This is a genomic window from Streptomyces sp. NPDC006923, assembly GCF_040635655.1.
Lineage (GTDB): Bacteria > Actinomycetota > Actinomycetes > Streptomycetales > Streptomycetaceae > Streptomyces.
In genome coordinates this window covers 473,446-495,561 of record NZ_JBEYIF010000002.1, presented here as the reverse complement: position 1 = coordinate 495,561, position 22,116 = coordinate 473,446, and the positions used below count along the sequence as shown (strand labels likewise).

The 22,116-nt window shown below is 71.9% G+C and carries 21 protein-coding genes; 11 read left to right on the top strand and 10 right to left on the bottom strand.

The annotated features are described in order from the left end of the window. The first annotated feature begins 567 nt into the window (after window positions 1–567). Complete coding sequence (gene wrbA, locus ABZ707_RS05465) at window positions 568–1,185, top strand: NAD(P)H:quinone oxidoreductase (RefSeq protein ID WP_360168131.1); 618 nt, start codon at window positions 568–570, stop codon at window positions 1,183–1,185. Window positions 1,186–1,334: 149 nt separating this feature from the next. On the opposite strand, the gene ABZ707_RS05460 is transcribed toward wrbA, so the two are convergent. Beyond that, window positions 1,335–1,823 carry a MarR family transcriptional regulator gene (locus tag ABZ707_RS05460; RefSeq protein WP_360168128.1) on the bottom strand — a complete coding sequence of 163 codons (489 nt, stop codon included), beginning with the start codon at window positions 1,821–1,823 and terminating at the stop codon, window positions 1,335–1,337. Between the two features lie 269 nt (window positions 1,824–2,092). Between ABZ707_RS05460 and ABZ707_RS05455 the strand changes: the two genes are divergently transcribed. The 3 genes from ABZ707_RS05455 to ABZ707_RS05445 all read left to right on the top strand — a co-directional run bounded on the left by ABZ707_RS05455 (window position 2,093) and on the right by ABZ707_RS05445 (window position 5,138). Then, window positions 2,093–2,416 (top strand): plasmid stabilization protein, encoded by a 324-nt coding sequence (locus tag ABZ707_RS05455; RefSeq protein WP_360168125.1) that lies wholly within the window; start codon window positions 2,093–2,095, stop codon window positions 2,414–2,416. 402 nt (window positions 2,417–2,818) lie between these two features. Further along, on the top strand, window positions 2,819–3,142 hold the full coding sequence (locus tag ABZ707_RS05450; protein WP_360168122.1) for a YkvA family protein: 324 nt from the start codon (window positions 2,819–2,821) through the stop codon (window positions 3,140–3,142). Window positions 3,143–3,512: 370 nt separating this feature from the next. Next, window positions 3,513–5,138 carry an alpha-amylase family glycosyl hydrolase gene (locus ABZ707_RS05445; RefSeq protein ID WP_360168456.1) on the top strand — a complete coding sequence of 542 codons (1,626 nt, stop codon included), beginning with the start codon at window positions 3,513–3,515 and terminating at the stop codon, window positions 5,136–5,138. A gap of 72 nt (window positions 5,139–5,210) precedes the next feature. Here the strand turns inward: ABZ707_RS05445 and ABZ707_RS05440 are convergent, their stop codons facing one another. Continuing rightward, on the bottom strand, window positions 5,211–5,846 hold the full coding sequence (locus ABZ707_RS05440; protein ID WP_360168119.1) for a methyltransferase domain-containing protein: 636 nt from the start codon (window positions 5,844–5,846) through the stop codon (window positions 5,211–5,213). Between the two features lie 165 nt (window positions 5,847–6,011). Here ABZ707_RS05440 and ABZ707_RS05435 point away from each other — a divergent pair, with 165 nt between their 5' ends. Further along, window positions 6,012–6,602 (top strand): XRE family transcriptional regulator, encoded by a 591-nt coding sequence (locus ABZ707_RS05435; protein WP_360168116.1) that lies wholly within the window; start codon window positions 6,012–6,014, stop codon window positions 6,600–6,602. An 87-nt stretch (window positions 6,603–6,689) separates the two neighbouring features. On the opposite strand, the gene ABZ707_RS05430 is transcribed toward ABZ707_RS05435, so the two are convergent. From ABZ707_RS05430 to ABZ707_RS05420, 3 genes are read right to left on the bottom strand one after another with little or no spacing between them, the layout of a single operon-like run. Beyond that, entirely contained in the window at window positions 6,690–7,868 is a 1,179-nt protein-coding gene (locus ABZ707_RS05430) for an oxygenase MpaB family protein (protein ID WP_360168113.1), read from the bottom strand. Window positions 7,869–7,888: 20 nt separating this feature from the next. After that, complete coding sequence (locus tag ABZ707_RS05425; protein ID WP_360168110.1) at window positions 7,889–8,944, bottom strand: polyprenyl synthetase family protein; 1,056 nt, start codon at window positions 8,942–8,944, stop codon at window positions 7,889–7,891. Next, window positions 8,937–9,230, bottom strand: coding sequence for a polyprenyl synthetase (locus ABZ707_RS05420; protein ID WP_360168107.1), 294 nt, complete (start codon window positions 9,228–9,230; stop codon window positions 8,937–8,939). Before ABZ707_RS05420 ends, ABZ707_RS05425 begins: the two co-directional genes overlap by 8 nt. 333 nt (window positions 9,231–9,563) lie before the next feature. Here ABZ707_RS05420 and ABZ707_RS05415 point away from each other — a divergent pair, with 333 nt between their 5' ends. Both ABZ707_RS05415 and rsgA read left to right on the top strand, forming a co-directional pair. Then, window positions 9,564–9,992: a PPOX class F420-dependent oxidoreductase gene (locus ABZ707_RS05415; protein ID WP_360168104.1), complete on the top strand. Its 429-nt coding sequence runs from the start codon at window positions 9,564–9,566 to the stop codon at window positions 9,990–9,992. A 384-nt stretch (window positions 9,993–10,376) separates the two neighbouring features. After that, entirely contained in the window at window positions 10,377–11,489 is a 1,113-nt protein-coding gene (gene rsgA / locus ABZ707_RS05410; protein ID WP_360168101.1) for a ribosome small subunit-dependent GTPase A, read from the top strand. 137 nt (window positions 11,490–11,626) lie between these two features. Here rsgA and ABZ707_RS05405 read toward each other — a convergent pair whose 3' ends face one another. Continuing rightward, a complete protein-coding gene (locus tag ABZ707_RS05405; protein WP_360168098.1) occupies window positions 11,627–12,112 on the bottom strand; it encodes a DUF456 domain-containing protein in 486 nt (161 codons plus the stop codon). A 23-nt stretch (window positions 12,113–12,135) separates the two neighbouring features. After that, a complete protein-coding gene (locus ABZ707_RS05400; protein WP_360168095.1) occupies window positions 12,136–13,128 on the bottom strand; it encodes a helix-turn-helix domain-containing protein in 993 nt (330 codons plus the stop codon). 362 nt (window positions 13,129–13,490) lie between these two features. On the opposite strand from ABZ707_RS05400, the gene ABZ707_RS05395 reads away from it, so the two are divergent. The 3 genes from ABZ707_RS05395 to ABZ707_RS05385 all read left to right on the top strand — a co-directional run bounded on the left by ABZ707_RS05395 (window position 13,491) and on the right by ABZ707_RS05385 (window position 17,805). Next, window positions 13,491–15,419 carry a protein phosphatase 2C domain-containing protein gene (locus tag ABZ707_RS05395; RefSeq protein ID WP_360168092.1) on the top strand — a complete coding sequence of 643 codons (1,929 nt, stop codon included), beginning with the start codon at window positions 13,491–13,493 and terminating at the stop codon, window positions 15,417–15,419. A gap of 108 nt (window positions 15,420–15,527) precedes the next feature. Further along, window positions 15,528–17,270: a pyruvate dehydrogenase gene (locus tag ABZ707_RS05390; RefSeq protein ID WP_360168089.1), complete on the top strand. Its 1,743-nt coding sequence runs from the start codon at window positions 15,528–15,530 to the stop codon at window positions 17,268–17,270. Window positions 17,271–17,412: 142 nt separating this feature from the next. Next, window positions 17,413–17,805: an ATP-binding protein gene (locus ABZ707_RS05385; RefSeq protein WP_360168086.1), complete on the top strand. Its 393-nt coding sequence runs from the start codon at window positions 17,413–17,415 to the stop codon at window positions 17,803–17,805. 167 nt (window positions 17,806–17,972) lie between these two features. On the opposite strand, the gene ABZ707_RS05380 is transcribed toward ABZ707_RS05385, so the two are convergent. Next, window positions 17,973–19,022, bottom strand: coding sequence for a DUF2637 domain-containing protein (locus tag ABZ707_RS05380; protein WP_360168083.1), 1,050 nt, complete (start codon window positions 19,020–19,022; stop codon window positions 17,973–17,975). 210 nt (window positions 19,023–19,232) lie between these two features. Next, entirely contained in the window at window positions 19,233–20,081 is an 849-nt protein-coding gene (locus tag ABZ707_RS05375; RefSeq protein WP_360168080.1) for a (2Fe-2S)-binding protein, read from the bottom strand. 153 nt (window positions 20,082–20,234) lie between these two features. Here ABZ707_RS05375 and ABZ707_RS05370 point away from each other — a divergent pair, with 153 nt between their 5' ends. Further along, window positions 20,235–20,987: a GntR family transcriptional regulator gene (locus ABZ707_RS05370; protein ID WP_360168077.1), complete on the top strand. Its 753-nt coding sequence runs from the start codon at window positions 20,235–20,237 to the stop codon at window positions 20,985–20,987. A gap of 62 nt (window positions 20,988–21,049) precedes the next feature. Here the strand turns inward: ABZ707_RS05370 and ABZ707_RS05365 are convergent, their stop codons facing one another. Further along, entirely contained in the window at window positions 21,050–21,814 is a 765-nt protein-coding gene (locus tag ABZ707_RS05365) for a hypothetical protein (RefSeq protein ID WP_360168074.1), read from the bottom strand. Window positions 21,815–22,116 lie beyond the last annotated feature (302 nt).

The window sequence follows — 22,116 nt, the reverse complement described above, 5'->3', positions numbered from 1 at the left end:
TGTCATTGGCCGCCGTCCGGGGCGGAGTCGCCGTGGCCGGAAGTGAATTGCCGCAAAGCCCGCGGCGACGGGAGATTGGCCGGCGCGTGACCACCCGAACCCCTGCCGAGCACGTGAGTTGAATCGTGACGTCATCCGGCCATGCGGCGGAGCGTCGCACACACACATGTCTCACTGTGGGTGGTGAGTGTATGACGCAAGGAATCCGTGGGGCCCGTGTGCGGCTGCGAGGCGGCCCGGTTTCCCTGGGTGGCGGTCGCCAGTTTGTGCGGCGTACCACCGAATTGCTCTCGTGTTGATCATGGCCGGATCTGGCCGGTCCAGGGTGGGAACGGCCGTGAGCCGCCCCTGGATTCGGCCGGAGGGGCGCTCTTGCGTACCTCTGCGACGTGTGCTGCGTGTGGGGCTGGGGGTGATGTCCCCCGGTGTCCCGGCGTCGCCACGGCCGCCGCGGGTGTCACCCCCGGCCCAGGGGTCCCGGAGATATGGTTTAGTGTTGAACCAAGATGTTGATACGTCATCGACGTGCGCGTGTCCCGCGCGCGTGCGACGCAAGGAGGCTCCGCCATGAGTGACCCCGTAAAGCTCGCCGTTGTGTACTACTCGTCCACCGGCACCAACACCGAGGTGGCCAAGGCGCTGACCGAGGCCGCCGAGAAGGCCGGCGCCGAGGTGCGTCTGCGGCGCGTGGCCGAGCTGGCTCCCCAGGAGGCCATCGACGCGAACCCGGCGTGGGCGGCCAACCACGCGGCCACCGCGGATGTCGCCGTGGCCACTCCGGATGACATCGAGTGGGCCGATGCCGTGATCTTCGGTACCCCCACCCGGTTCGGCAATGTCGCCTCGCAGCTCAAGCAGTTCATCGACACCCTCGGCGGGCTGTGGGCGCAGGGCAAGCTGGCCGACAAGGTGTACAGCGGCTTCGCGTCCAGCGCGACCCGTCACGGCGGCCAGGAGTCCACGCTGCTCGCGCTGTACAACTCCTTCCACCACTTCGGTGGCATCGTGGTGGCCCCGGGCTACACCGACCCGGCGAAGTTCGCCGACGGCAACCCGTACGGCACCTCGCACATCGACGCGCAGGGCAACAACCCGGTCGGCGACGAGACCCGCGTGGCCGCGCGCGTCCAGGCCGAGCGTGTGGTCCGCATCGCGCGGACGCTCAAGGCCGGCGCCGGAGCCTGAGGTCGCGACGGGCCGCGGCGCCGGTGTCGCGGCACCTGTGACAAGCGGCGTGTCCGGGGAGTGTCAGGGCTCTCCGGACACGCCGCTTCCCGGGCACGCAGCTTCGATACTCACCGGCCGCAACCGCCGTGCGTGACAGGACCCTTGAGCTACGGCCGGAGCCGTTCGCCCGCGCGGGACCGGGCGTTGGGCAGCCCCGCGAGCAGCTTCCCCAGCAACGCGTCCAGGACGTCGACGTCTTCCTGCGAGAGCGCGTCGAAGAAATACCTCCGTACCGCCTCGACATGCCCCGGCGCCGCCCCTTCGATGGCGGCGCGGCCCGCCCCGGTCAGCCGGACCATCGCCCCCCGGGCGTCGTCGGGACACTCCTCACGGGCCACCAGTCCGCGCTTCTCCATCCGGCTGATCTGGTGCGACAGCCGACTGCGTTCCCAGTCGACCTCCTCGCTGAGCTCCCGCGCGCGCAGCAGACCGTCCGGTGCCTCCGAGAGCGGTACCAGCACTTCGTACTCCGCGCCGCTGAGCCCGGAATCCCGCGCCAGCATGCGGGACAGCGTCCCCATCAGCTCGCGCTGGACCCGCAGATGGGCCCGCCAGACGCGGGCCTCCGTCCCGTCGAGCCATCGCGGTTCTGTCATGACCCCGATCCTAGCGTTATGTTGACGCGTCACCCATCGGTGCCGGGTGCTGTCCGGCCGGTCTTCGTGGCCTGGCCCGGGGCGTCCGGCGGGGCGGCGGACGGCCTCTGTACGCGCCCGCGCTCCGCGCGGTGGCGGCGGTGATCGGGGCGGCGAACGAGGGGACGTACCGGCCGGGGTATCGACCGGCGGCATCCAGTTGCCGGGCGCGAACGCGGGTAGCAGGGTGAAGTCAAGACCCCAGCAGCACGTAGCGAGGAGTGATCAGAATGCCCCGAGGTTCATCCCCCAAGCGTGAGCGCCAGTACGAACACATCAAGGAGAGCGCCCGCGAGCGCGGGGAAAGCATGGGCCGGGCCGAGGAGATCGCCGCACGGACGGTGAACAAGGAACGCGCCCGGTCCGGCGAGTCCCGCACGGCGAGCAAGACGTCCACGCAGGACATGTCGTCCGGCAAGCGCGGCGGGCAGCGCTCGCACAGCGGTGCCCAGGGGCCGACGTACGACCAGCTCTACGCCGAGGCGCAGCGCCGCAACATCCAGGGCCGCTCTTCCATGAACAAGGCGGAGCTCCAGCGCAAGCTGGGCCGCTGACCCCACCCAGGGGCCTCTCGTCCCGATCCCGCCGGGCCCGCGTGCCCCGCCACCGCGCCTCGCCGCGTTGCCGCCGGTCACCAGGGCTCCGCCCCCGGCTTCCTCCAGCGCCGTCTCATCACACATCCGCCGCCGACGCACGCCCCTTTGAACTCGGCGGCGACACGAACTCCTGGATCGAGGTGCCGGACCGGCTCGACGCGTCGGGCCGGTCTCCGGCAGCCGTCGCGCCGTGCGCGGCGCCCCCGTCACGACCGGCACCCCGGGCCTCCCTGCCGGCGCCCGGCAGAGCGCCGGCACCGCGCCCGGACCGCCGGGGCGCCTTCCCCGACTGGAGACAGACTCCGGTGAGCGGCCGCCCCGGGGGTAACAGAGAGGGGAAGCCGACCAGGAGGAGACCTTATGAGCAGCGAACTCCAGCTCCTCATCGCCGTGGCCGCGATCCTGGCGGCGGTCGCCCTGGGGGTCGCGATCACCCTGGCCGTCAGGCTCGTCCGGGCCCGCCGCACCCTCCGCAGGGCCGGCGTCCCCGTCCGGAACCGTTGGGCGTTCTGGGGAGCCATGATCTATCTGGTGCTCCCCACCGATCTGCTGCCCGACCCGGTGTTCGTCGACGACATCGGCGTTCTGCTGCTGGCGCTGCGCTCCTTGCGCTCGGCCGAGGCCAAGATCCCGCACGCCGCCCGGCTCGGCCGGAGCAAGGACGTCCACCGCCCGGTCCCCTGAGTCCCGGGCTCACGTCCGAGAGCGACCTTCGTCACATATCGCACCGGCTGTCGCGTCACGTCACCGCCGTCACAACGCCCCGACCAGCGGGCGACCGGCCGGCCTCCGCCGCCCGTGCGCCGGCCGGATCCGCCGCCGGGTCTCTGCCGGGCCGACGGTCATGGTGTTCAAGGGATGATCGCACCGGAACACTTCGGTTTCCGGCGTGTTTCATCACGGCACGAGCTTCATCTCAGCGCGAGAGGTACCAGTGACACAGCACGCGTTCCTGGACGGCAGCGGCGCCGGCCACGACGGCGCCGCACCCGGCACCGGCGGCGACGGTCCCGGCAGCGATCACGACTGGTGGCGGGAGTCCGTCGTCTACCAGATCTACGTTCCCAGCTTCGCCGACGCCGACGGTGACGGGATGGGTGACCTCCGGGGGATCACCGACCGGCTCGGCCATGTCGCGGAGCTGGGCGCGGACGCCGTCTGGCTCACCCCCTTCTACCGCTCGCCGCTGGCCGACGGCGGCTATGACGTCGCCGACTACCGGGATGTCGACCCCCGTCACGGGGGCCTCGACGACTTCCGCGCGCTGCTGGACCGGGCCCGCGCGCTCGGTCTCCGCACCATCGTCGACATCGTGCCCAATCACTGCTCCGACCAGCACCCCTGGTTCGCCGAGGCACTCGCCTCGGCACCTGGTTCGGCGGCGCGCGACCGTTTTGTCTTCCGCGACGGAAGGGGCCCCGGCGGAGCCGAACCACCCGCCGACTGGCAGTCCAAGTTCGGCGGCGCCGCCTGGACCAGGGTCCCCGACGGGCAGTGGTACATGCATATCTTCGCCGCCGAACAGCCCGACCTGAACTGGGACAACCCCGATGTCGCCGCCGACTTCGAGCGCACTCTCCGCTTCTGGCTGGACCTGGGCGTGGACGGCTTCCGTGTCGATGTGGCCCATGGACTCCGCAAGGACCTCACCGCGCCGCTGCGCGACACCCGCGGCGGAGACTCCGCGTCCCTCAACTCCCCGCCCAGCGGCGAGGACCATCCCTTCTGGGACCGGGACGAGGTCCATGACATCTACCGCGCCTGGCGGAAGATCACCGATTCCTACGCACCGCCCCGGATCATGGTCGCCGAGGCGGGTGTCAGCGCGGCGAGGCTGCCGCTCTACACCCGGCCCGACGAACTCCACCAGGCGTTCAACTTCTTCCATCTGCGCTGCCCCTGGGACGCCGGCTCCTTCCGGGACGTCATCGACACCTCGCTCTCCGGCGCGGCGTCCGTCGGTGCCCTGCCGACCTGGGTGCTGTCCAACCACGATGTGATGCGCCACCGCACCCGTTACGGACTGCCCGAGGGCACCGGCCTCCGCGCCTGGCTGCTGACCGACGGTCTCGATCCCGCCGTCGACGACGCCCGTGGCCACCGGCGCGCCAGGGCCGCCGCGCTGCTGACCCTCGCGCTGCCCGGGACGACCTACCTCTACCAGGGCGAGGAACTGGGCCTGCCCGAGGTGGCCGACCTGCCGCCGGACGCGCTGCGCGACCCGATGTGGGAGCGCACCGGACACACCCACAAGGGCCGGGACGGATGCCGTGTGCCGCTGCCGTGGACCAGGAGCGGATCCTCGTACGGCTTCGGCGCGGGCGGTAGCTGGCTGCCGCAGCCGGCCGGCTGGGGCGAGTGGTCGGTCGAGGCGCAGACCGGCCGGCCGGACTCGTTCCTTGAGCTGTACCGTACGGCGCTGACCCTGCGCCGCCGCTTCCTCGGCGACGAGAGCTTCGCCTGGCTGCCCTCGGCCGAGGGCGAACTGGCCTTCCGCAAGGGCGCCGGCCTGGTGTGCCGCGTGAACCTCTCCGGCGAGCCGCTCCCGCTCCCCGGGGCGGCCGAGCCGCTTCTCGCCAGCGGGGAGCTGGCCCTCGGCGAAGCGGCCGACGGCGGTCCCGCGCCCTGTCTCCTGCTGCCGCCGGACACGGCGGTCTGGCTGGACTTCGGGGGCGCCTGACCTGTGCCCGTACCCGGGGCGCGAGCGCTTGCGCCCCGGGTACGCGGCTCCGCCCCGGTGCGGCGCGGTGGCTCAGTCGGCCAGCCTGCGCACCTTGAGAGCGTTGTCCATCCGGACGGTCGGCTGTCCGTCGGGGCCGTTCTGAATCCGCTCGTGTTCGTCGCTGAGCTGCACTTCCCACTGCCCGTCCGGGAGTTCGAGGGATGCGAGCACCTCGTCCGGCGTGGGGAAGTGCACCTCGGGATGGGGATGCCGCTCCCAGGCGGGAAACCCGGAGTGCCCGACGACCAGGAGCACTCCGCCGGGCGCGACGGCCGAGGCGGCGGTCCGCAGGATCTTCTCGCGCGGCATGTCGCCGGGCGAGTGCAGGAAGTGGGCCGAGACAAGATCGAAGACGCCTGCGGGAAAGGACGCTCCGAGATCGTGCCGCTGCCAGTCGACGAGGTCCCCGACGCCGGCCTCCGCCGCGTGCCGGGCCGCGCGCTCCAGGGCGACACCGGAGATGTCCGTGGCAGTAACACGCCATCCCCGCTGTGCCAGCCAGATCGCGTCCCCTCCCTCACCGCAGCCCAGATCGAGGGCCCGGCCCGGCTCCAGGCCGGTGATCTCCCGGACCAGGACGGTGTTGGGCTCTCCGCTCCAGATCCGCTCGCTCTCGCTGTAACGGGCGTCCCAGAGCTCCTCGTACGAGATGTTGTCGTCTGCCATGGGCCGTGTCCTCACTGTCCGCGCGTCGGTGTGCCGGTGCCCCCGTGCGGGGGCGGGGCAGCCACTGGTCGGGCCGGCGTCGCACGAGGCGTCCGGACCCGGAGGAGATGGTGCGCCCACCTCCGTCGCTTGACAAATCTTCTTGCCGAGACGGCAAATGGAGGTATGGCCGACAGCGACTTCACGACCGTCCTCACCGCGGTGGGCCCGCGTCTGCGCGCCCTGCGCCGTCAACGAGGCATCACTCTGGCCCAGTTGAGCGAAACGACCGGGATCTCCCTCAGCACCCTCTCGCGCCTGGAGTCCGGGCAGCGCAAACCCACCCTGGAACTGCTGCTGCCACTGGCCCATGCCCACCGTGTGCCGCTGGACGAGCTTGTCGGCGCCCCCGAGACCGGCGATCCGCGGATCCACTCCCGCTCCTTCGTCCGCCACGGCATAACGTTTGTGCCGCTGACCCGCCATCTCGACGGCCTGTACGCCTACAAACAGATCATCCCCGCCGGACACGGCGGAGGCGGGGAGCTGGAGCAGCGGGTGCATGAGGGCTACGAGTGGCTCTACGTACTGGCCGGACGGCTGCGGCTGGTCCTCGGCGAACGTGATCTCGTCCTGACCGCGGGCGAGGCCGCCGAGTTCGACACCCGCACTCCGCACGCGTTCGCCTGCGCGGGCCCGGAGCCGGTGGAGATTCTCAGCCTGTTCGGGCAGCAGGGCGAGCGTATGCATGTCCGGGCCCGCCCCGTCGGCAGATGAGGCGGGCATTGGGCATCTCCTGTGGCACCGCCGGACCGGCCCGGTGCCCGCGTGAACGGGCCCGGGGGAAAAGGCGCCGGCGCGGTGTCAGACGGTGTCCTCCAGCGCGGGCGCGGACAGCGGCGGCGGGGTCCAGCGGGCGGTGCGTGACGCGGCGGAGGCGACCCCGTACTCGCTCTTGAGCTGCTCGGGGATGGCGTACTGCATGACACGGCCGCGGGTCAGAGAGCTGAGTTCCAGATTGCTGGTGAGCCCGCCGAGGTGGTCCAGGGCCCAGGCCGCCAAGGGGGAGTTGTCCTCGACGCGTTCCAGGAGGCCCAGCAGTACGGGGCCGGCCTTGACGGCGGAGTCCCAGGCCGAGCGCGGCACGGCCAGCCAGTCGGCGGCCGTGTCGCCGATCAGGAAACGGATCAGGGCGGAGACCACCGGGTCGAACGCGGTGCCGGGCACGACCTCTTCGTAGAGGTCGATCAGTTGACGGGTGAGCCGGATGCCCTCCTCGGAGGGACCCATGTGCCGGGTCATGTACAGGTCGGAGAAGAGGCGTGCGCTCTCCAGGTCGGCCGGCGCGGCGTCGACGTCGATTCCGAGCATGGCCCCGACGACGCGCCAGGCGTAGTAGTAGGACCGGGCGCCGTCCTCCGACATATGGATACCGAGCCGGTGCAGGGCGTCCAGCACCTGGATGGAGAAGTTCATCTGGGCGCCGATCATGTCCTCCTGACAGATCGGCACGCCCAGTTCGGCCACGTCCCAGCGGCCCTCACGGCGCAGATGGTGCCGGATGGACGCGTGCAGCAGGCGGACCTTCTGTGCGGCGGGGATGAAGCGGCTGCCGTCCTCGAAGGCGTCCGGACGCATCAGATAGACGGTGAACTGGCCGGTCTCGGCCATGCGCCGGGAGGGGTATTCCAGGCCATGGGTGGCGCTGAGGAGTTTGGCGGCATGGGGGACGGCGTAGCAGGCGGGCATCGCCGCGAAGGACAGCGCGGTCGAGATGTGCACGTTGTTGTCGATGAAGAACAGGCGGGCCTTCTCCATCTCGTCCCAGTCCACCCAGGCCGGAGGTTTGCTGGTGGCGTGCAGATACTCGCGGGCCACGTCGGGCAGCCCCTCGGGCAGGTCCTGGCCGGCCCGGGAGAACCACCGCATGAGCGTGTTGAACTTGCCCGTTTCACCCCGCTCGAACAGCGTGGCCACCGTCGCGTCGGCGAGTTCGTCGCCGACCTGCCGCAGAGATTCCATGGACCGGTGTGTGTACGGCACGGACGCTTCTCCTCGCGTGGTCATGAGTGACGGCTGACGGCCGAGTCGATCAGCCCTGTGAGGGCCCGGGCGGCGGGGGGCGGCAGACCTGCCCGGGTCACCGCAGAGGTGGCCGCCCGTACCCGTTCGGCGATCAGAGCCTCGATCCGGGTGACGGATCCGGTGCGCCGCATGATGTCCCGCACCTGCTCCAAGCCCTGCTGGTCGAGAGAGCGGCTGCCGAGCAGACCCCGCAGGACCTTCCGCTCGGCCGGGGTGGCGGCGGGCCAGGTCATCGCCAGCAGCGCCGTGGGTTTGTGGCCGGTGAGATCGTCCAGATTCGACTTGCCCGTGATGTGAGGGGAGCCGAAGACGCCAAGCAGGTCGTCCCGGAGCTGGAACGCCTCGCCCAGCGGGAGCCCGTAGGAGCTGAAGGTCTCCAGCAGCGAAGGACCGGCTCCGGCCAGGCGGCCACCGATGTGCAGTGGGTGCTCCACCGTGTACTTCGCCGTCTTGTAGCGGATGACCTGAAGGGAACTGCCGGCGTGCGGCGGGGATCCGGTGCGCAGGATCTCCAGGGCTTCGCCGGCGACGAGCTCACGGGCCAGAGTGGCCCACATCGACCGGGCCCGCGCCAGGTAGGCGGCCGGCAGACCGCACGAGGTGAAAAGCTGCCCGGCCCACGACATCAGCAGATCGCCGGCGAGCATCGCCAGGGCCCGGCCGCCCGCCGTGCGGTCCGCGAGCCCGCTCAGCGTCTCCCGCAGGGCGACATGAGCGGTGGGCGCTCCACGCCGCACGGGGCTGTTGTCAATGATGTCGTCATGGACCACGGCGGCGGCATGGACGAGTTCCATGGCGGTGGCGGCCCTGATCATCGCGTCGCTGTCGGGCTGCCCGGCCGCGCGCCAGCCCCAGTAACAGAAGGCGGCCCGCAGGCGTTTGCCCTGCTCGGTGGCTGTGCGGAGCTGCTCGGCCAGCGGCGCCAACTCCTTGTCGACAGCTATGAGTTCGGTGATCTCCTGGTCCACGAACTCCTTCAGCTCCAGGTCGACCCGGTCTTTGAGAGCACCGCGCTCAGGCCACTCGTCAGTCATCGCGCGCACCCGGGGCCGGTCCCGGCCGGGCGGCCACGCGCCGGGCCAGCAGCTCAAGATGCGGCTCGGGTATGGCCGTGTACCGCTGGAGGGCCAGCCGGCCCCGCGCCTTGAGATCCTCTCCGCTGTCCTGAGTCAGCTCGGTCAGGTCCGACCTTCCCAGAATCCCTCGCAGGCCCCGCAGCACGGACACCGCACCGCTGACCGCGAGATCGGCCAGCCCGGCGGCCAGATACGCCGCCTCCGTCCCCCGGTCGCTTCGCGAACCACTGTCACTGACAGACATCAGACATCGCCTCCCCGATTCCCACCCGCCCGCACACCGCGCGGCCGTCGACCGCGCCGCCCCGCGGCCCGCACGAAGCCTGCCCAACCACGGGCGGACGGCGACCGAACAGGGGAGATAAATCCTCTATTGAGTGATCAGTAAAGGAAAAGGCTGACAGTGGGCCTTCTTGCTGCTAAAGGCCATCAGGCGATCTGCGCCGGTGCGACCGTGGGGCAGTATGGCGGCCATGAAGGAGCGGTCCCGTCCCGGCGGTATCGGTGTCGGTGTCGTGGCGGCGGATCCACCGCGGGTCCGGCGCCGGCCGGCATCCGCACCAGGAAAGGGCGATCGATGACCAATGACGCTTTTGAGACCCTGCTGGCCGACACCCGGCGCGGTGTCCTGACGACCGTCAAGTCCAACGGCCGGCCACAGCTCTCCAACGTTCTCTACCTCGCCGATCCGGCCAACCGCCTGATCCGGGTGTCGGCCACCGCGGACCGGGCGAAGAGTGTCAACCTCCGCCGGGACCCGCGGGCCAGTCTGCATGTCACCTCCCCGGACTTCGGTACTTATGTCGTCGCCGAGGGGACCGCCGACGTCACGCCGGTGGCGGCGGAACCGGACGACGCCACCGTGGAGGAACTGGTCGAGATGTACCGGGGGCTGGCCGGCGAGCATCCCGACTGGGACGACTATCGCGCCGCCATGATCCGCGACCGGCGGCTGGTCATCCGGCTGCGTGTGGAACGCCTCTACGGCGGCGGGACCGGCGGCTGACCGGACGATCCGGCCCCGGCCGGGTGGTCCGGTCAGCCACCGGCGTTCGGCCCGAGCTGTCGGAGGCCGGTGGCGGGGATCGCACGCCGGGGGAGCGGTGCGGCAGGCGGGATCGGAGGCCGGGGGCGGGCCGGATAAATACGTCGCGTCGCGTGGCGCGGTCCGGCTAGGGTTGGCCTCGTCCGGAGCGGTGCCGTAACAGGGCCCCGCCGGAGCGTTGTTGCTCGTTGAGGAAGCAGGAGGTGAGGACATTGATGACTGTCACGGTGACGGGCGCTGCCCGCGATCAGAAGTTCATCGTCCCCATCCCTGTGGCCTCCGGCTGACACCTGCACCACTTCCGCGCCGAGCGCGCCGCCGGGGCCGCCCTTCGAAGGGTTTCCCTTGTCTTTCTCGTTTTCCTCCGCTGAGGCATCCTCTGCTTCGTACCCTCTCGCCCCGTACGGCTGGGACCAGGGGTGGGAGGCCGAGTTCGCTCCGTACGCCCAGCGCGGTCTGCTGCCCGGCCGCGTTGTGCGTGTGGACCGCGGGCAGTGTGATGTCGTCACCGCCGGTGGTGTCGTCCGTGCCGACACCGCCTTTGTCACACCGCACGATCCGCTGCGGGTGATCTGCACCGGGGACTGGGCCGCCGTGGACGCGGAGGGCGATCCGCGGTTCGTACGCGAGTATCTGCCGCGGCGCACCGCGTTCGTACGCTCCACCTCCTCCTCCCGGTCCGAGGGGCAGATCCTCGCGGCCAATGTCGACCACGCGGTCATCGCGGTCTCACTCGCCGTCGAACTCGACCTGGGCCGCGTCGAACGCTTCCTCGCACTGGGGTGGGAGAGCGGCGCCCTCCCCCTCGTTGTGCTCACCAAGGCCGATCTCGTGGCGGACACCGGGGTGCTCACCCATCTGGTCGACGATGTCAGGACCACCGCTCCCGGTGTGCGGGTACTGACCGTCAGTTCGGCGACGGGGGAGGGGATCGAGGTGCTCTCCGCCGTGCTGTCGGGCGGTACGAGCGTGCTGCTGGGGGTCTCCGGCGCGGGGAAGTCGACCCTCGCCAACGCGCTGCTGGGGGACGAGGTGATGGAGGTGCGGGCCACCCGCGACGCGGACGGAAAGGGCCGGCACACCACCACGACGCGCAACCTTCTCGCGATGCCCGGCGGCGGTGTGCTGATTGACACGCCGGGGCTGCGGGGCGTCGGGCTGTGGGACGCGGAAGTGGGTGTCGGGCAGGTCTTCTCGGAGATCGAGGCGCTCGCCGAGGAGTGCCGCTTCCACGACTGCGCCCATGTGTCGGAGCCGGGATGTGCCGTGCTCGCCGCCGTGGAGGACGGTTCGCTGCCCGTGCGCAGGCTGGAGAGCTACCGCAAGCTGCTGCGGGAGAACCAGCGCATCGTCGCCAAGACCGACGCCCGGCTGCGGGGCGAGATCCTGCGTGACTGGAAGCGCAAGGGCGCCGAGGGCCGTGCGGCCATGGAAGCCAAGCGGGGCAGATTCCGGTAGGCCGTCAGGACGACGAGTGCGGCCCGCCCCGCGACTCCGCCGGGCGCGGGGCGGGCCACCCGGGGGCGTACCGGCACGTTCCGGTACGGCCCCGGCCCGCTGACGGTCCGTCCAGGTGTATCGACCCGGCGCCCGGATCATCGCGTGGAGATCACCGCGCCCAGCCACGCGCCCACCACCAGCAGGCACGCGAACAGCTCCACCAGCAGCGAATAGCCCGCCGTGCGCATGAACATACGCGTCGACGCCCAGCCGGCCCGGTGGCTGCCGAGTCTGCTCCGCTCCGCGCAGTAGACGCCCCCGACGAACCCCAGGATCCCGCCCAGCACCGGCACCACGAAGAAGCCCGCGATCCCGCTGACCCCGGCCGTCAGCAGCGTCTGCCGCGGCGCCCCTGTCCTGCTGGTCCTGCGGGACGGCAGCAGAGGTCTGAGCGCCTGGTTCAGCAGCAGCAGCGCCGTCGCCCCGATCAGTACGGCCCAGGCCACCCGGCTCGTCTCCGACAGCGACCACCAGAGCACCGAGGCCCAGACGATCGCCTGGCCCGGTACGCCCGGGACGAGCACGCCGAACAGACCGAGCAGCATGACCAGGCCCACCAGCACGAGCTGCCACACGTCCATCTGCCAACTGTGCAGGAACGGGCTCAGTCCCGCAGGCCGCGCGTCACCCAGCCCTTCTCATAGGCATGCCACCCGAGCTGAAGCCGGGTCGTCACACCGCTCAGCTCCATCAGCCCCCGCACCCGGCGCTGCACGGTCCGCAGTCCCAGATCGAGCTGTTTGGCGACACTCGCGTCGGTCATCCCGGCGAGCAGCAGCGACAGAATCCGCAGGTCCGTCCCGTCCGGACCGGGAAGGTCCGCCCGGACCACGGTGCCGTCCGCACTCAGCCGCAGCGGCAGTCCCTCCCGCCACACCGCTTCGAACAGTCCCGTCAGAGACTCCAGCAGCCCGCTGGCGTGCACGACGAGAGCCGCGGGCTCGGCCCCGGGCCCGGTCAGCGGCACCATCGCCAGGGCGCGGTCCGCGATGACCAGCTTGGTGGGCACCCGCTCCGTCACCCGGACCCGCTCGTCGCGGCCGAGCGCGGCGGTGAGCTCGGTGACCCCCTCGGGCAGCGAGAGGACCTCGCGCTCGATCACCACCCGGTAGCCGACTCCCCGGCCCGCGGCCCGTTCCTCCGCCTCGTTGTCCCTCCCCGTCACCGCGACGGGCCGCCCGGTGACCAGGGCGCAGACCTCTTCGGTGGCGCCGAGCTGCAACTGCAGAAAGCGGTGCGCGACCGCGCCCGCGCCCGTCACCACCTCGACGAGATCGTGGACGGCCGGTTCCGCGGCCTCCGCCCGGTACTCCTCGGCGAGGATCACCGCGGCCAGTTCGGCCTTCTCCAGCTCATGGCGGTGCTGGGTGAGCAGCGCGCCGAGTGCGACGGCGGGCGGCGCGGCGACCCACCGTCCGGTACGGGACGACGACTGCGCGGCCAGGCCGTGCTGCTCCAGCGTGCGCAGGATCCGTTCGGTGTCCGGCTCCGGGAGAGCCAGCCGGTGGGCCAGCGCCGCCACCTCCGCGGCGCCGATCGCCACCAGCGCGCGGTACGCGGACTCCTGCCGCTCGTCAAGACCTATCGCTCCCAGCACCCCTGCACCCCTCCCCGGACGCTTCACGCGCCCTCGCCGGACGCACCGGTCTCGCCGGACGGCCCTGGCGGAAACCGGCCACGGCGTAAACCCGCCGCCCACATCATCCCTGTACGCCCGTTCACTCTGCCAAGGTGGCGCCATCACAGCGGCAACAAAGCCGGTCATATGCCTTTCGGGGTGTCTGGGCCCGGATTTGCTCGGGAGAGTGAAGTGTCCGGCTCCGCGCCGGAGCACCCGCCCGCCGCACCTGTGAGCGTTCGCCGGGCGTCCTTCCCGTGGGGGGGTGGGGTCGCCCGGCGCACGTGAATTTTTGTTCGACGCGCCGTTTTCGCACCCCCGGCGCGGTCGACAATAGGGTCATGAGCCAGCAGGGGGAGAGGCCCACCGACGACGACTGGTGGCACCGGCTGTACGAGGAGTCCGTGCCGGACACCGGTCCCGCCGCGGCGGCCGGGGACACGGTCGACGACCGCTTCGATTCGGCGGCGGACGCACTGGGCGCGGTGGACGCGGCGGACGCCCGCGAGACCACCGCGGAGAACGGGACCGGTGCCGCCGGAAGCGCCACACCCGAGGACCCCGGCCCGGCGGGTCCGGCGCGTCGGCCGGGGGGCTGGTGGGAGCAGCCGCCGTCGGCGGCCCTCCCACCGCGCCGGCGGGCGCCCTGGGAGGCGCCCGGTGCGTACCCTCCCGGCGACGCGAAGCCGCTGCCCGGACCCGTGGAGGAGCGCCACCCCCGAATACCCGCGCCGCCCGCGCCTCCCGGGGGATCCCCCGGGGCCGAGTCCGGCTCCCCGGCGCCCGCCCGCCGTTTTGATTCCGCGCCCCCGGCGGGTGCGGGCCCCTGGCCCCCGGGGCCTCCCCCGGCCGGGCGCGGTGAGCGGGAGCCCGTCGGCGCCGAGCAGCGTCCCGCGCAGCCATGGCCCGGTTTCGGTGGCCCCCCGGCACCGGGACTTTTCGGTTCCGCGCCCCCGGCCGGTGCCGGTCCCTGGCCCTCGGGGCCGCCGTCGGCCGGACGCCGTGTGCCGGAGCCCGCCGCTGACGGGCCCCACCGCCTCCCGGGGCCGCCTCCCGCCGCCGGACCTGTTGGACCCGCCGGACCTGTTGGACCCGCAGGCTCCGCCGGGCCGTTCGGCGCCTCGCCTCCGGCCGGGCCGGGGCCGTCCGGCGGTGAGTCCGGCAGCGGTGGCGGCCCCAGGCCGCCCTCCGTACCGGCGCGGGGAGCCACCGGCTCCCCGGACGACGGAGCGGGGTCCGCGTCTCCGCGCGGGGCACGGCACTCCGGGCGGCACCGTGGCCCGCTGCCACCGCCCGTGGCCGCCCGTCTCGGAGACGAACCGCCCGTCTACGACCCCGAGCCCACCACGCTGCCACCGGCCCCCGCCGACCGGCTGGGCGAGACCGTCGCCGACACCGTCCTGGACGGAGCCCGGTACGGCACGTACGCGCTGAGGGCCGTCTCCATGCGGGGGGATTCCGCCCGGCACCGTGGCGAACCACGGCGGGACGCCCTGCTCACCGTCCGCTTCGGCCAGGGCGCCGAGGCCCTGGTGCTGGTCGTCGTCGCCCAGGGGGCCCCTGCCACCGGGACCGCCCACCGGGCCGCGGCCGAGGCGTGCCGGTGGATCGGAGACGCCGTGGGGCGCAGCCACGACCGGCTCTCCGAGGACATCAGAGCCGGCCGCAGGAGCGAGCTGAAATCGGGGCTCCAGCGGCTCACCGACCGTGGTTACGGCAGGCTCCGCGCCCGCGCCGCCGAGCTGGGGGTCGAGCCTCGGGAGTACACCGCGAGTCTGCGCTGTCTGCTGCTCTCCGCCGATCCGCGCTGCCGGACCCGGGTGTTCTTCGGGGTCGGTGACGGCGGTCTGTTCCGGCTCAGGGACGGCGTCTGGCAGGACCTGGAGCCGGACCTCCCGGAGCCGGCCGCCATGACGGGCGACCCGGTCGTCGGCTTCGGCTCCCAGCCCACCGAGACACCGGAGGGCGACCGGCTGACCATGGACCTGGGGATCCCGACCCCGCAGGCCCCCTACATCGAGGGGCCCCTTCCGCCGCCGTCCGAGCCGTTCCGGTTCCGGGCCTCGGTGGCCCGGCCGGGTGACACGCTGCTGCTGTGCGGCACCGGCTTCGCCGAACCCCTGCGCGGCGAGCCCGCGCTCGCCAAGGAACTCGCCGACCGCTGGGGCCCCGTGGATCCGCCGGGTCTGGCCGGCTACCTGGCGGACACCCAGCTCAGAGTGAAGGGGTACGCCGACGACCGTACGGCGGTCGCCGTCTGGGAGGCGTAACCGCGCCCGGCGTGGGTTGATGGACACCGGAGGCCGGACCGGGACGGCTCACGCCGGCCCCGGCCCGCCGCCCGAGGCCCCGCCGGAGACCAGAAAGGGTGCTCTTCCATGGCCAAGCAGAATGTGGCGGAACAGTTCGTCGACATCCTCGTCAGGGCGGGCGTCCAGCGTCTGTACGGAGTCGTCGGCGACAGCCTGAACCCCGTCGTCGACGCGATCCGCCGCACTGCCGCCATCGACTGGGTCCAGGTCAGACACGAGGAGACCGCCGCCTTCGCGGCCGGGGCCGAAGCCCAGGTCACCGGCAAACTCGCCGCCTGCGCGGGCTCCTGCGGCCCGGGCAATCTGCATCTCATCAACGGCCTGTACGACGCCCACCGTTCGATGGCCCCCGTGCTCGCGCTCGCCTCCCACATCCCGTCCGGCGAGATCGGTCTCGGTTACTTCCAGGAGACCCATCCGGATCAGCTTTTCCGCGAGTGCAGCCACTACAGCGAGATGATCTCCCATCCGAAGCAGATGCCCCGGCTGCTCCAGACGGCGATTCAGCACGCCATCGGCCGCGGCGGCGTCAGTGTGGTCACACTGCCCGGCGACATCGCCTCCGCCCCGGCCCCGGAGCGGGCGGTGGAGCACGCGCTCGTCACCTCACGCCCGTCCGTACGCCCCGGCGACGCCGAGATCGAGAAGCTCGCCCGTATGATCGACGAGGCGGACCGGGTCACCCTCTTCTGCGGCAGCGGCACCGCCGGCGCGCACCGTGAGGTCATGGAGTTCGCCGAGCGCGTCAAGTCCCCGGTCGGGCATGCCCTGCGCGGCAAGGAATGGATCCAGTACGACAATCCGTACGACGTCGGCATGAGCGGACTGCTCGGCTACGGCGCCGCCTATGAGGCCACCCACGAGTGCGATCTGCTCATCCTGCTGGGCACGGACTTCCCGTACAACGCCTTTCTGCCCGACGACGTCAAGATCGTCCAGGTCGATGTCAGGCCGGAGCACCTCGGCCGCCGCTCCAAGCTGGACCTCGCCGTCTGGGGCGATGTCCGCGAGACACTGACCTGTCTGACGCCGCGGGTGCGGGCCAAGACGGACCGCGGGTTCCTCGACAAGATGCTGAAGAAGCACGCCGACGCGCTGGAGGGCGTGGTCAGGGCGTACACCCGCAAGGTCGAGAAACACACCCCGATCCATCCCGAGTACGTCGCCGCCGTCCTGGACGAACTCGCCGACGACGACGCGGTGTTCACCGTGGACACCGGCATGTGCAATGTCTGGGCCGCCCGCTATCTGTCGCCGAACGGACGCCGTCGTGTCATCGGCTCGTTCAGCCACGGCTCGATGGCCAACGCGCTGCCGCAGGCCATCGGAGCCCAGTTCACCGACCGGAACCGCCAGGTCGTCTCGATGTCCGGGGACGGCGGATTCTCCATGCTCATGGGCGACTTCCTCACCCTCGTCCAGTACGACCTGCCCGTGAAGATCGTCCTCTTCAACAACTCCGCGCTGGGCATGGTGGAGCTGGAGATGATGGTGGCCGGTCTGCCGGCGTACGGCACGACCAACCACAACCCGGACTTCGCCGGTATCGCGCGTGCGGCCGGCGCCCACGGGGTGCGGGTGGAGAAGCCCCGGCAGCTCGAAGGCGCGCTCAAGGACGCTTTCCGGCACAAGGGCCCGGCCCTGGTGGATGTGGTCACCGACCCGAACGCGCTCTCCATCCCGCCGAAGATCCGCGCGGACATGGTGACCGGCTTCGCGCTCTCGGCCAGCAAGATCGTCCTGGACGGCGGGGTGGGGCGCATGGTGCAGATGGCCCGCTCCAACCTCCGGAACGTGCCCCGCCCCTGAGCCCCGTGCGCCTACCCGTGCGCCGCTCGTGCCACGGCGAGGTGACGCACGGCACGCGTGGCGTATGCGGAGCGGGGCATGCATGTCGAGTACGGGTTCGAGAACAGGAGTCGTCACCGGTACGGACGGGGGGGCGGAAGTAATGGCAGGGCTACGGCGCAGAGTGGGCGGTGCCGACCTGGCGGCGGTCCCGGAAGTGCGGCACGCGTTGCGCGAAATGCTGCGGCACTGGCGGGAGCGGGACTCGGCGGCGGTGGCGGAGCTGCTCATGAGCGAGCTGGTCACCAACGCGCTGGTGCACACGGAGAGCGGAGCGGTGGTCACGGCGACGGTCGCGGACTCACGGCTGAGGGTCGAGGTGCGGGACTTCGTCGCCGAGCTGCCGGCGTTGCCCGAGCCGCCCAGGCGCGCCGCCGACGACGCGACGCACGGCAGGGGACTGGCGCTGGTACGGAGCCTGGCGGACGACTGGGGGATCAGGACCCGGCCGCCGGGCAAGACCGTCTGGTTCGAGCTGAACGGCGAGGCGGCCTGAGGCGAGGCGCCCACCGGGGCCGGTCGGGAGCGAAGGCTCGGGTGACCATGCCCGGCCGGGTCCCCGGGCTCCCCGGAGCGCCGGGCGGAGGTGGCACGGCGGGGCGGACACGAAACCGGCGTGACGGTTGTCCGTCACGCCGGTCCGGGTGTGCTTCCTGCTGGGGCTCAGCCGAACTGCTGCTCAAGATCCTTGAGCTTGCGCTCAAGGGAGTCGAGACGCGGCAGGGCCTGAGTGTCGTCCTCCGCGGTGAGGTCCACCGTGCGGGGGGCCTCACCAGCCTTCACGGCCTGAAGGGAGAGCCGGGACCGGCTGGGTAGCTGACCCGGCTCCGCTATAGCAGGCTCCGCGGCGGCCTCGACGGCTGAAGCGCCGCCTCCGCCGACCGCGGGCAGGGCGACCTGGCGGCCACCGCGGCCGCGTCCCCAGGCACGGTGCTGGCGGTTGAGCGCCTTGATCTGCGCCCGGTCCAGCTTCCCCTGCTCACGCCTGCGGTGTCGGGTCTGTTCCTTCTGCCGCCGGTCCTCGCGTACCTCGTCGACCGCTTCGTCCAGGGTGCGTACGCCTTCGAGCAGCATCAGCGACCAGGCGCCGAAGGTCTCGCGGGGCGCACGCAGCCACCGTACGATCCGGATCTGCGGCAGCGGGCGGGGGACAAGCCCCTGCTCGCGAAGCGCCGCCCGGCGGGTCTGCTTCAGCGCGCGGTCGAACAGGACCGCCGCCGAGAGCGACATACCGGCGAAGAAGTGCGGAGCGCCGTCGTGTCCCAGACCCCTGGGCGCGTGCACCCAGTTGAACCAGGCGGCGGCACCGGCGAAGGTCCACACGAGCAGTCGCGAACCGAGGGCGGCGTCGCCGTGGCTGGCCTCGCGTACCGCGAGAACGGAGCAGAACATCGCCGCACCGTCGAGACCGAACGGTACGAGATACTCCCAGCCGCCGCTCAGGCTGAGATTCTCCTGGCCGAAGCCGACGAGGCCGTGGAACGAGAGAGCCGCGGCCACGGCGGCACAGCAGAAGAGCAGAGCGTAGGAGGCGGTGCCATAGATCGCTTCCTTGCGCCTGCGGCGTTCTTCACTGCGTTCCCAGGAGTCCTCAGTGGCGGATTTCTCACCAGCGCGCTTGCCACGCGCAAGCACTGCCACCGCCACCAGGATTCCGACGAGCAGCACGCCGCCGGGGAGTAGCCAGTTCAGCGATATGTCCGTCAGTTGCATGCGGTGATCCTTGCATCGCAGTAGGGCGTTTGGGGCGCCATAATGGCGGAAATGCGGTTCCCCTCAGGGGGTTTTGGGTCAAGACAACACCAACGAAGCGGTGTGGCGCACAAATCGGCGCGATCGACTAGAACGGCCGCACGAGAGGCGGCTGTCATGTTCGATTAATATCACCCTAGCGGGTGGTGTGGCCTCGGTGGTGACGCGGGGTCAGGTGCTCGCGCTCAGCTTCCGGATCCGGTCGGCGTCGCACGTACGCGGACAGCTCGCACAGGTGTCCTCGGGGCGCAGTGTGTAGAAAAGACAGCAACTGGCCCGGTCCCGGGTGGGCAGCGACTCGCCCTTCGGCCCGGTCAGTTCACGGAAACCCGCCGTACCGACGTACGGCTTGGCCGTGCCCGGCAGCAGCTTCTCCAGCTCCGCCATCGCGCGGCGCTCCTCGCCCAGCAGTTCCGCGACGTACCAGAGGCCCTCGACGAGCTCGTCGGTCGCCATGCCCCAGAGCGCCCTGCCACGGCGCCGCATCCGCGGGCCGAACCGTTCGAGGACCGGCTCCAGATGCTCGGCGACGGCCGACCGCACCTCGGCGCGCAGGGCCTCCTCGTCCGGTACGACACGGGCGCCCGGAGCGGTGGCCGCCGGGTCGTCCGGCAGACAGGCGAAGTCCCCGGTCCTCACCGTCATCCGGCCCAGCGAACGGTGGACGGAGACGCTCTCGACGGGCACGCGCGGCACCCGGCGGCTCAGGAACCACGGCACGGTGATCAGCAGGCAGGCGGGCCAGGCGTAGCGGTGCAGGGCGAAGCTGGCGACCACATCGGGGCGGGCCTCCTGTCCGTAGTCCCGCCGCACCTGCTCCTCGTCCCAGGCGAGAAAACCGTCGAGGGCGGCGCCGCCGGCGGCGAGTTCGGCCGCGCCCACCCAGCCGCCGCCCTCCGGGAGCCGGCCGCCCTCGGTGAGCTCGTCGACGCGCAGCGTGGGGAACACCTCGGTCAGCCGCGTGTACGCGTCCGTCATGGGAGAGGTGAGAAGGCTGGGCAGCGGAGCTGTCACGGTCATGCAGGGACCACCGAATCGGGCGCGATTGCAGGTAAGCCTTACCTTACCCGATGCCCGTGATGTGTGAACTGCTCCGCCGTCCGCTTATCGTGCACAGGAGACCCGGCCCCATGAGCGGGGCCCGACCGGACCGGAGCGTGGAGGTGGAGCCGGGTGGAGCAGGGCGGAGCCAGTGAATCCGAGGCCGCGCGGCCGCACTCGCCCCGGCAGGGGCCGCTGCCGGAACAGGCGCGTGGGGAGCAGACGCGCGGCGGGACGTCCCCGGCCCCGCCGGTGCGCCGGCACTCGGTGCGCGGGCAGGTCCTCGCCGCGCTGCGGGACGCACTGGTCACCGGCGACCTGGCCCCGGGTGAGGTCTATTCGGCTCCGGCGCTGGGAGAACGTTTCGGGGTGTCGGCCACTCCGGTGCGCGAGGCCATGCAGCAGCTCACGCTGGAGGGGGCCGTCGAGGTCGTCCCGAACCGCGGCTTTCGCGTCGTCGAGCGCGGCGCCGGTGACCTGGCCGAACTGGCCGAGGTACGGGCCCTGATCGAGGTGCCCGTCATGCTGCGGCTGGCCCGTTCCGTACCGGCCGAACGCTGGGAGGAGCTGCGCCCGCTGGCGGAGGCGGCCGGCGCCGCCGCCGCCGACGGGGACCGGGCCGCCTACGCGGAGTGTGACCGCGCCTTCCACCGCGCGGTGCTCGCGCTCTCGGGCAATCGCCACCTGGTCATGGTCGCGGACGACGTGCGCCTGCGGTCCCAGTGGCCGACGGCCGGCGCCCCGGCCGTCCGCCGCGCGGACCTGATCGCCGACGCGGCCGAACACTCGGCGCTGCTGGACGCGCTGATCGCACAGGACCTGCCGGTGGTGCGGTCGCTGATACGGGAACACTTCGCCGGCGGGGCGGCGGTACCGGGCCCGTGACCGGGTGCGGTGACCGGCCCCGGGCGGTCCTGCCGTAAAACGGCGGCCGCCCGGGCGGAGACTCAGGCGGCGGGAGCCGGCGGCGCGAGCTGAGCCGCCAGCCAGGTCGGTACGCCGCCCAGCAGCCGGAACAGGCGCCCCGCCTCCGCGCGCAGCCGTGTCGCCTCCGGTTCGGGCTCGGCGTCCGCCAGGGCGGCGAGGGCCGGTGCCGTACCGACGAGGTAGCCCAACTCCTCCCGGATCCGCAGGGATTCGGCGAAGCCGTGCCTGGCCTCCGCCAACTCGCCCTCCCGCAGGGCCAGTCCGGCGAGATGGCGCCAGGTGAACGAGAGCAGGAGCGTCTCGCCGTTCGCCGTGGCGGCGGCGTGGGCACGGCGGTAGGCGGCACGGGCCGACTGCGGGGAGTCCGAGAGGTGTTCGGCGATCAGACCGCGACGGAAATCGAGCAGGGCGCGGCCGGGAGCCGCCGGGCCCAGCAGGGCCGCCGCCCGGCCCAGCGCGGCGCGCGCCTCGTCGGCGCGGTCCCGTACGCCGAGCACGGTCGACGCGTAGGCCAGGTGCCCGCGTTCGCAGGCGGCGGCGCCGCGTTCGTCGTCCTCGCGGGCCGTGGCCTCCGCCGAGCGCAGCGCGTCCTCCGCGTCCGGCCAGCCGCCACCGGTGAACAGGCAGCGCTCGACGAGCAGTGAGGCCCGCTGGAGCGCCGGCGCCGGGGCGGTGGCGTGCGGTGTCAGGAGAGCCGCGGCGTCGGTCCAACAGCCTCGCGAGCGCAGCCGCCATACCGCGGTCTGGAGAGGGTCGTCACCGGCAGTGGTTCCGGAACCAGACATGGCGGTATGCGCCACATTGCCCTCCCCTAGCGCGCCGTTGTGCTGTTGAGTGTGGACGCATCTCAGCATGGATCGGTACGCCGGGCCAATAGGGCAGGTGAAAAATTTCACAATCGCTGGGCCGTCCATGCCTGTCCCGTGGCCCGCGCGCGGGGCCCGGCGGGAGCGGCCGGGCGGCCGGCCGGAAGCGGGGGAGAGTCCTCCGGAAGGGCCCTCACCTGGGGTGATGCCAGAATTACCAGGGGTGGTCGACCCGGGCGGACACGCGCCCGGCGGGAGTCCGTTCCCGCCGCCACCTTTTC

Bases quoted from the DNA above. Each gene is read 5' to 3' on its own strand.
- ABZ707_RS05450 (WP_360168122.1), top strand. From the start codon at position 2,819: ATGAGCAGCGAACTCCAGCTCCTCATCGCCGTGGCCGCGATCCTGGCG.
- ABZ707_RS05440 (WP_360168119.1), bottom strand. From the start codon at position 5,846: ATGGCAGACGACAACATCTCGTACGAGGAGCTCTGGGACGCCCGTTAC.
- wrbA (WP_360168131.1), top strand. From the start codon at position 568: ATGAGTGACCCCGTAAAGCTCGCCGTTGTGTACTACTCGTCCACCGGC.
- ABZ707_RS05375 (WP_360168080.1), bottom strand. From the start codon at position 20,081: ATGACCGTGACAGCTCCGCTGCCCAGCCTTCTCACCTCTCCCATGACG.
- ABZ707_RS05380 (WP_360168083.1), bottom strand. From the start codon at position 19,022: ATGCAACTGACGGACATATCGCTGAACTGGCTACTCCCCGGCGGCGTG.
- ABZ707_RS05420 (WP_360168107.1), bottom strand. From the start codon at position 9,230: ATGTCTGTCAGTGACAGTGGTTCGCGAAGCGACCGGGGGACGGAGGCG.
- ABZ707_RS05415 (WP_360168104.1), top strand. From the start codon at position 9,564: ATGACCAATGACGCTTTTGAGACCCTGCTGGCCGACACCCGGCGCGGT.
- ABZ707_RS05455 (WP_360168125.1), top strand. From the start codon at position 2,093: ATGCCCCGAGGTTCATCCCCCAAGCGTGAGCGCCAGTACGAACACATC.
- ABZ707_RS05395 (WP_360168092.1), top strand. From the start codon at position 13,491: ATGAGCCAGCAGGGGGAGAGGCCCACCGACGACGACTGGTGGCACCGG.
- ABZ707_RS05435 (WP_360168116.1), top strand. From the start codon at position 6,012: ATGGCCGACAGCGACTTCACGACCGTCCTCACCGCGGTGGGCCCGCGT.
- ABZ707_RS05365 (WP_360168074.1), bottom strand. From the start codon at position 21,814: ATGTCTGGTTCCGGAACCACTGCCGGTGACGACCCTCTCCAGACCGCG.
- ABZ707_RS05405 (WP_360168098.1), bottom strand. From the start codon at position 12,112: ATGGACGTGTGGCAGCTCGTGCTGGTGGGCCTGGTCATGCTGCTCGGT.
- ABZ707_RS05385 (WP_360168086.1), top strand. From the start codon at position 17,413: ATGGCAGGGCTACGGCGCAGAGTGGGCGGTGCCGACCTGGCGGCGGTC.
- ABZ707_RS05425 (WP_360168110.1), bottom strand. From the start codon at position 8,944: ATGACTGACGAGTGGCCTGAGCGCGGTGCTCTCAAAGACCGGGTCGAC.
- ABZ707_RS05390 (WP_360168089.1), top strand. From the start codon at position 15,528: ATGGCCAAGCAGAATGTGGCGGAACAGTTCGTCGACATCCTCGTCAGG.
- ABZ707_RS05460 (WP_360168128.1), bottom strand. From the start codon at position 1,823: ATGACAGAACCGCGATGGCTCGACGGGACGGAGGCCCGCGTCTGGCGG.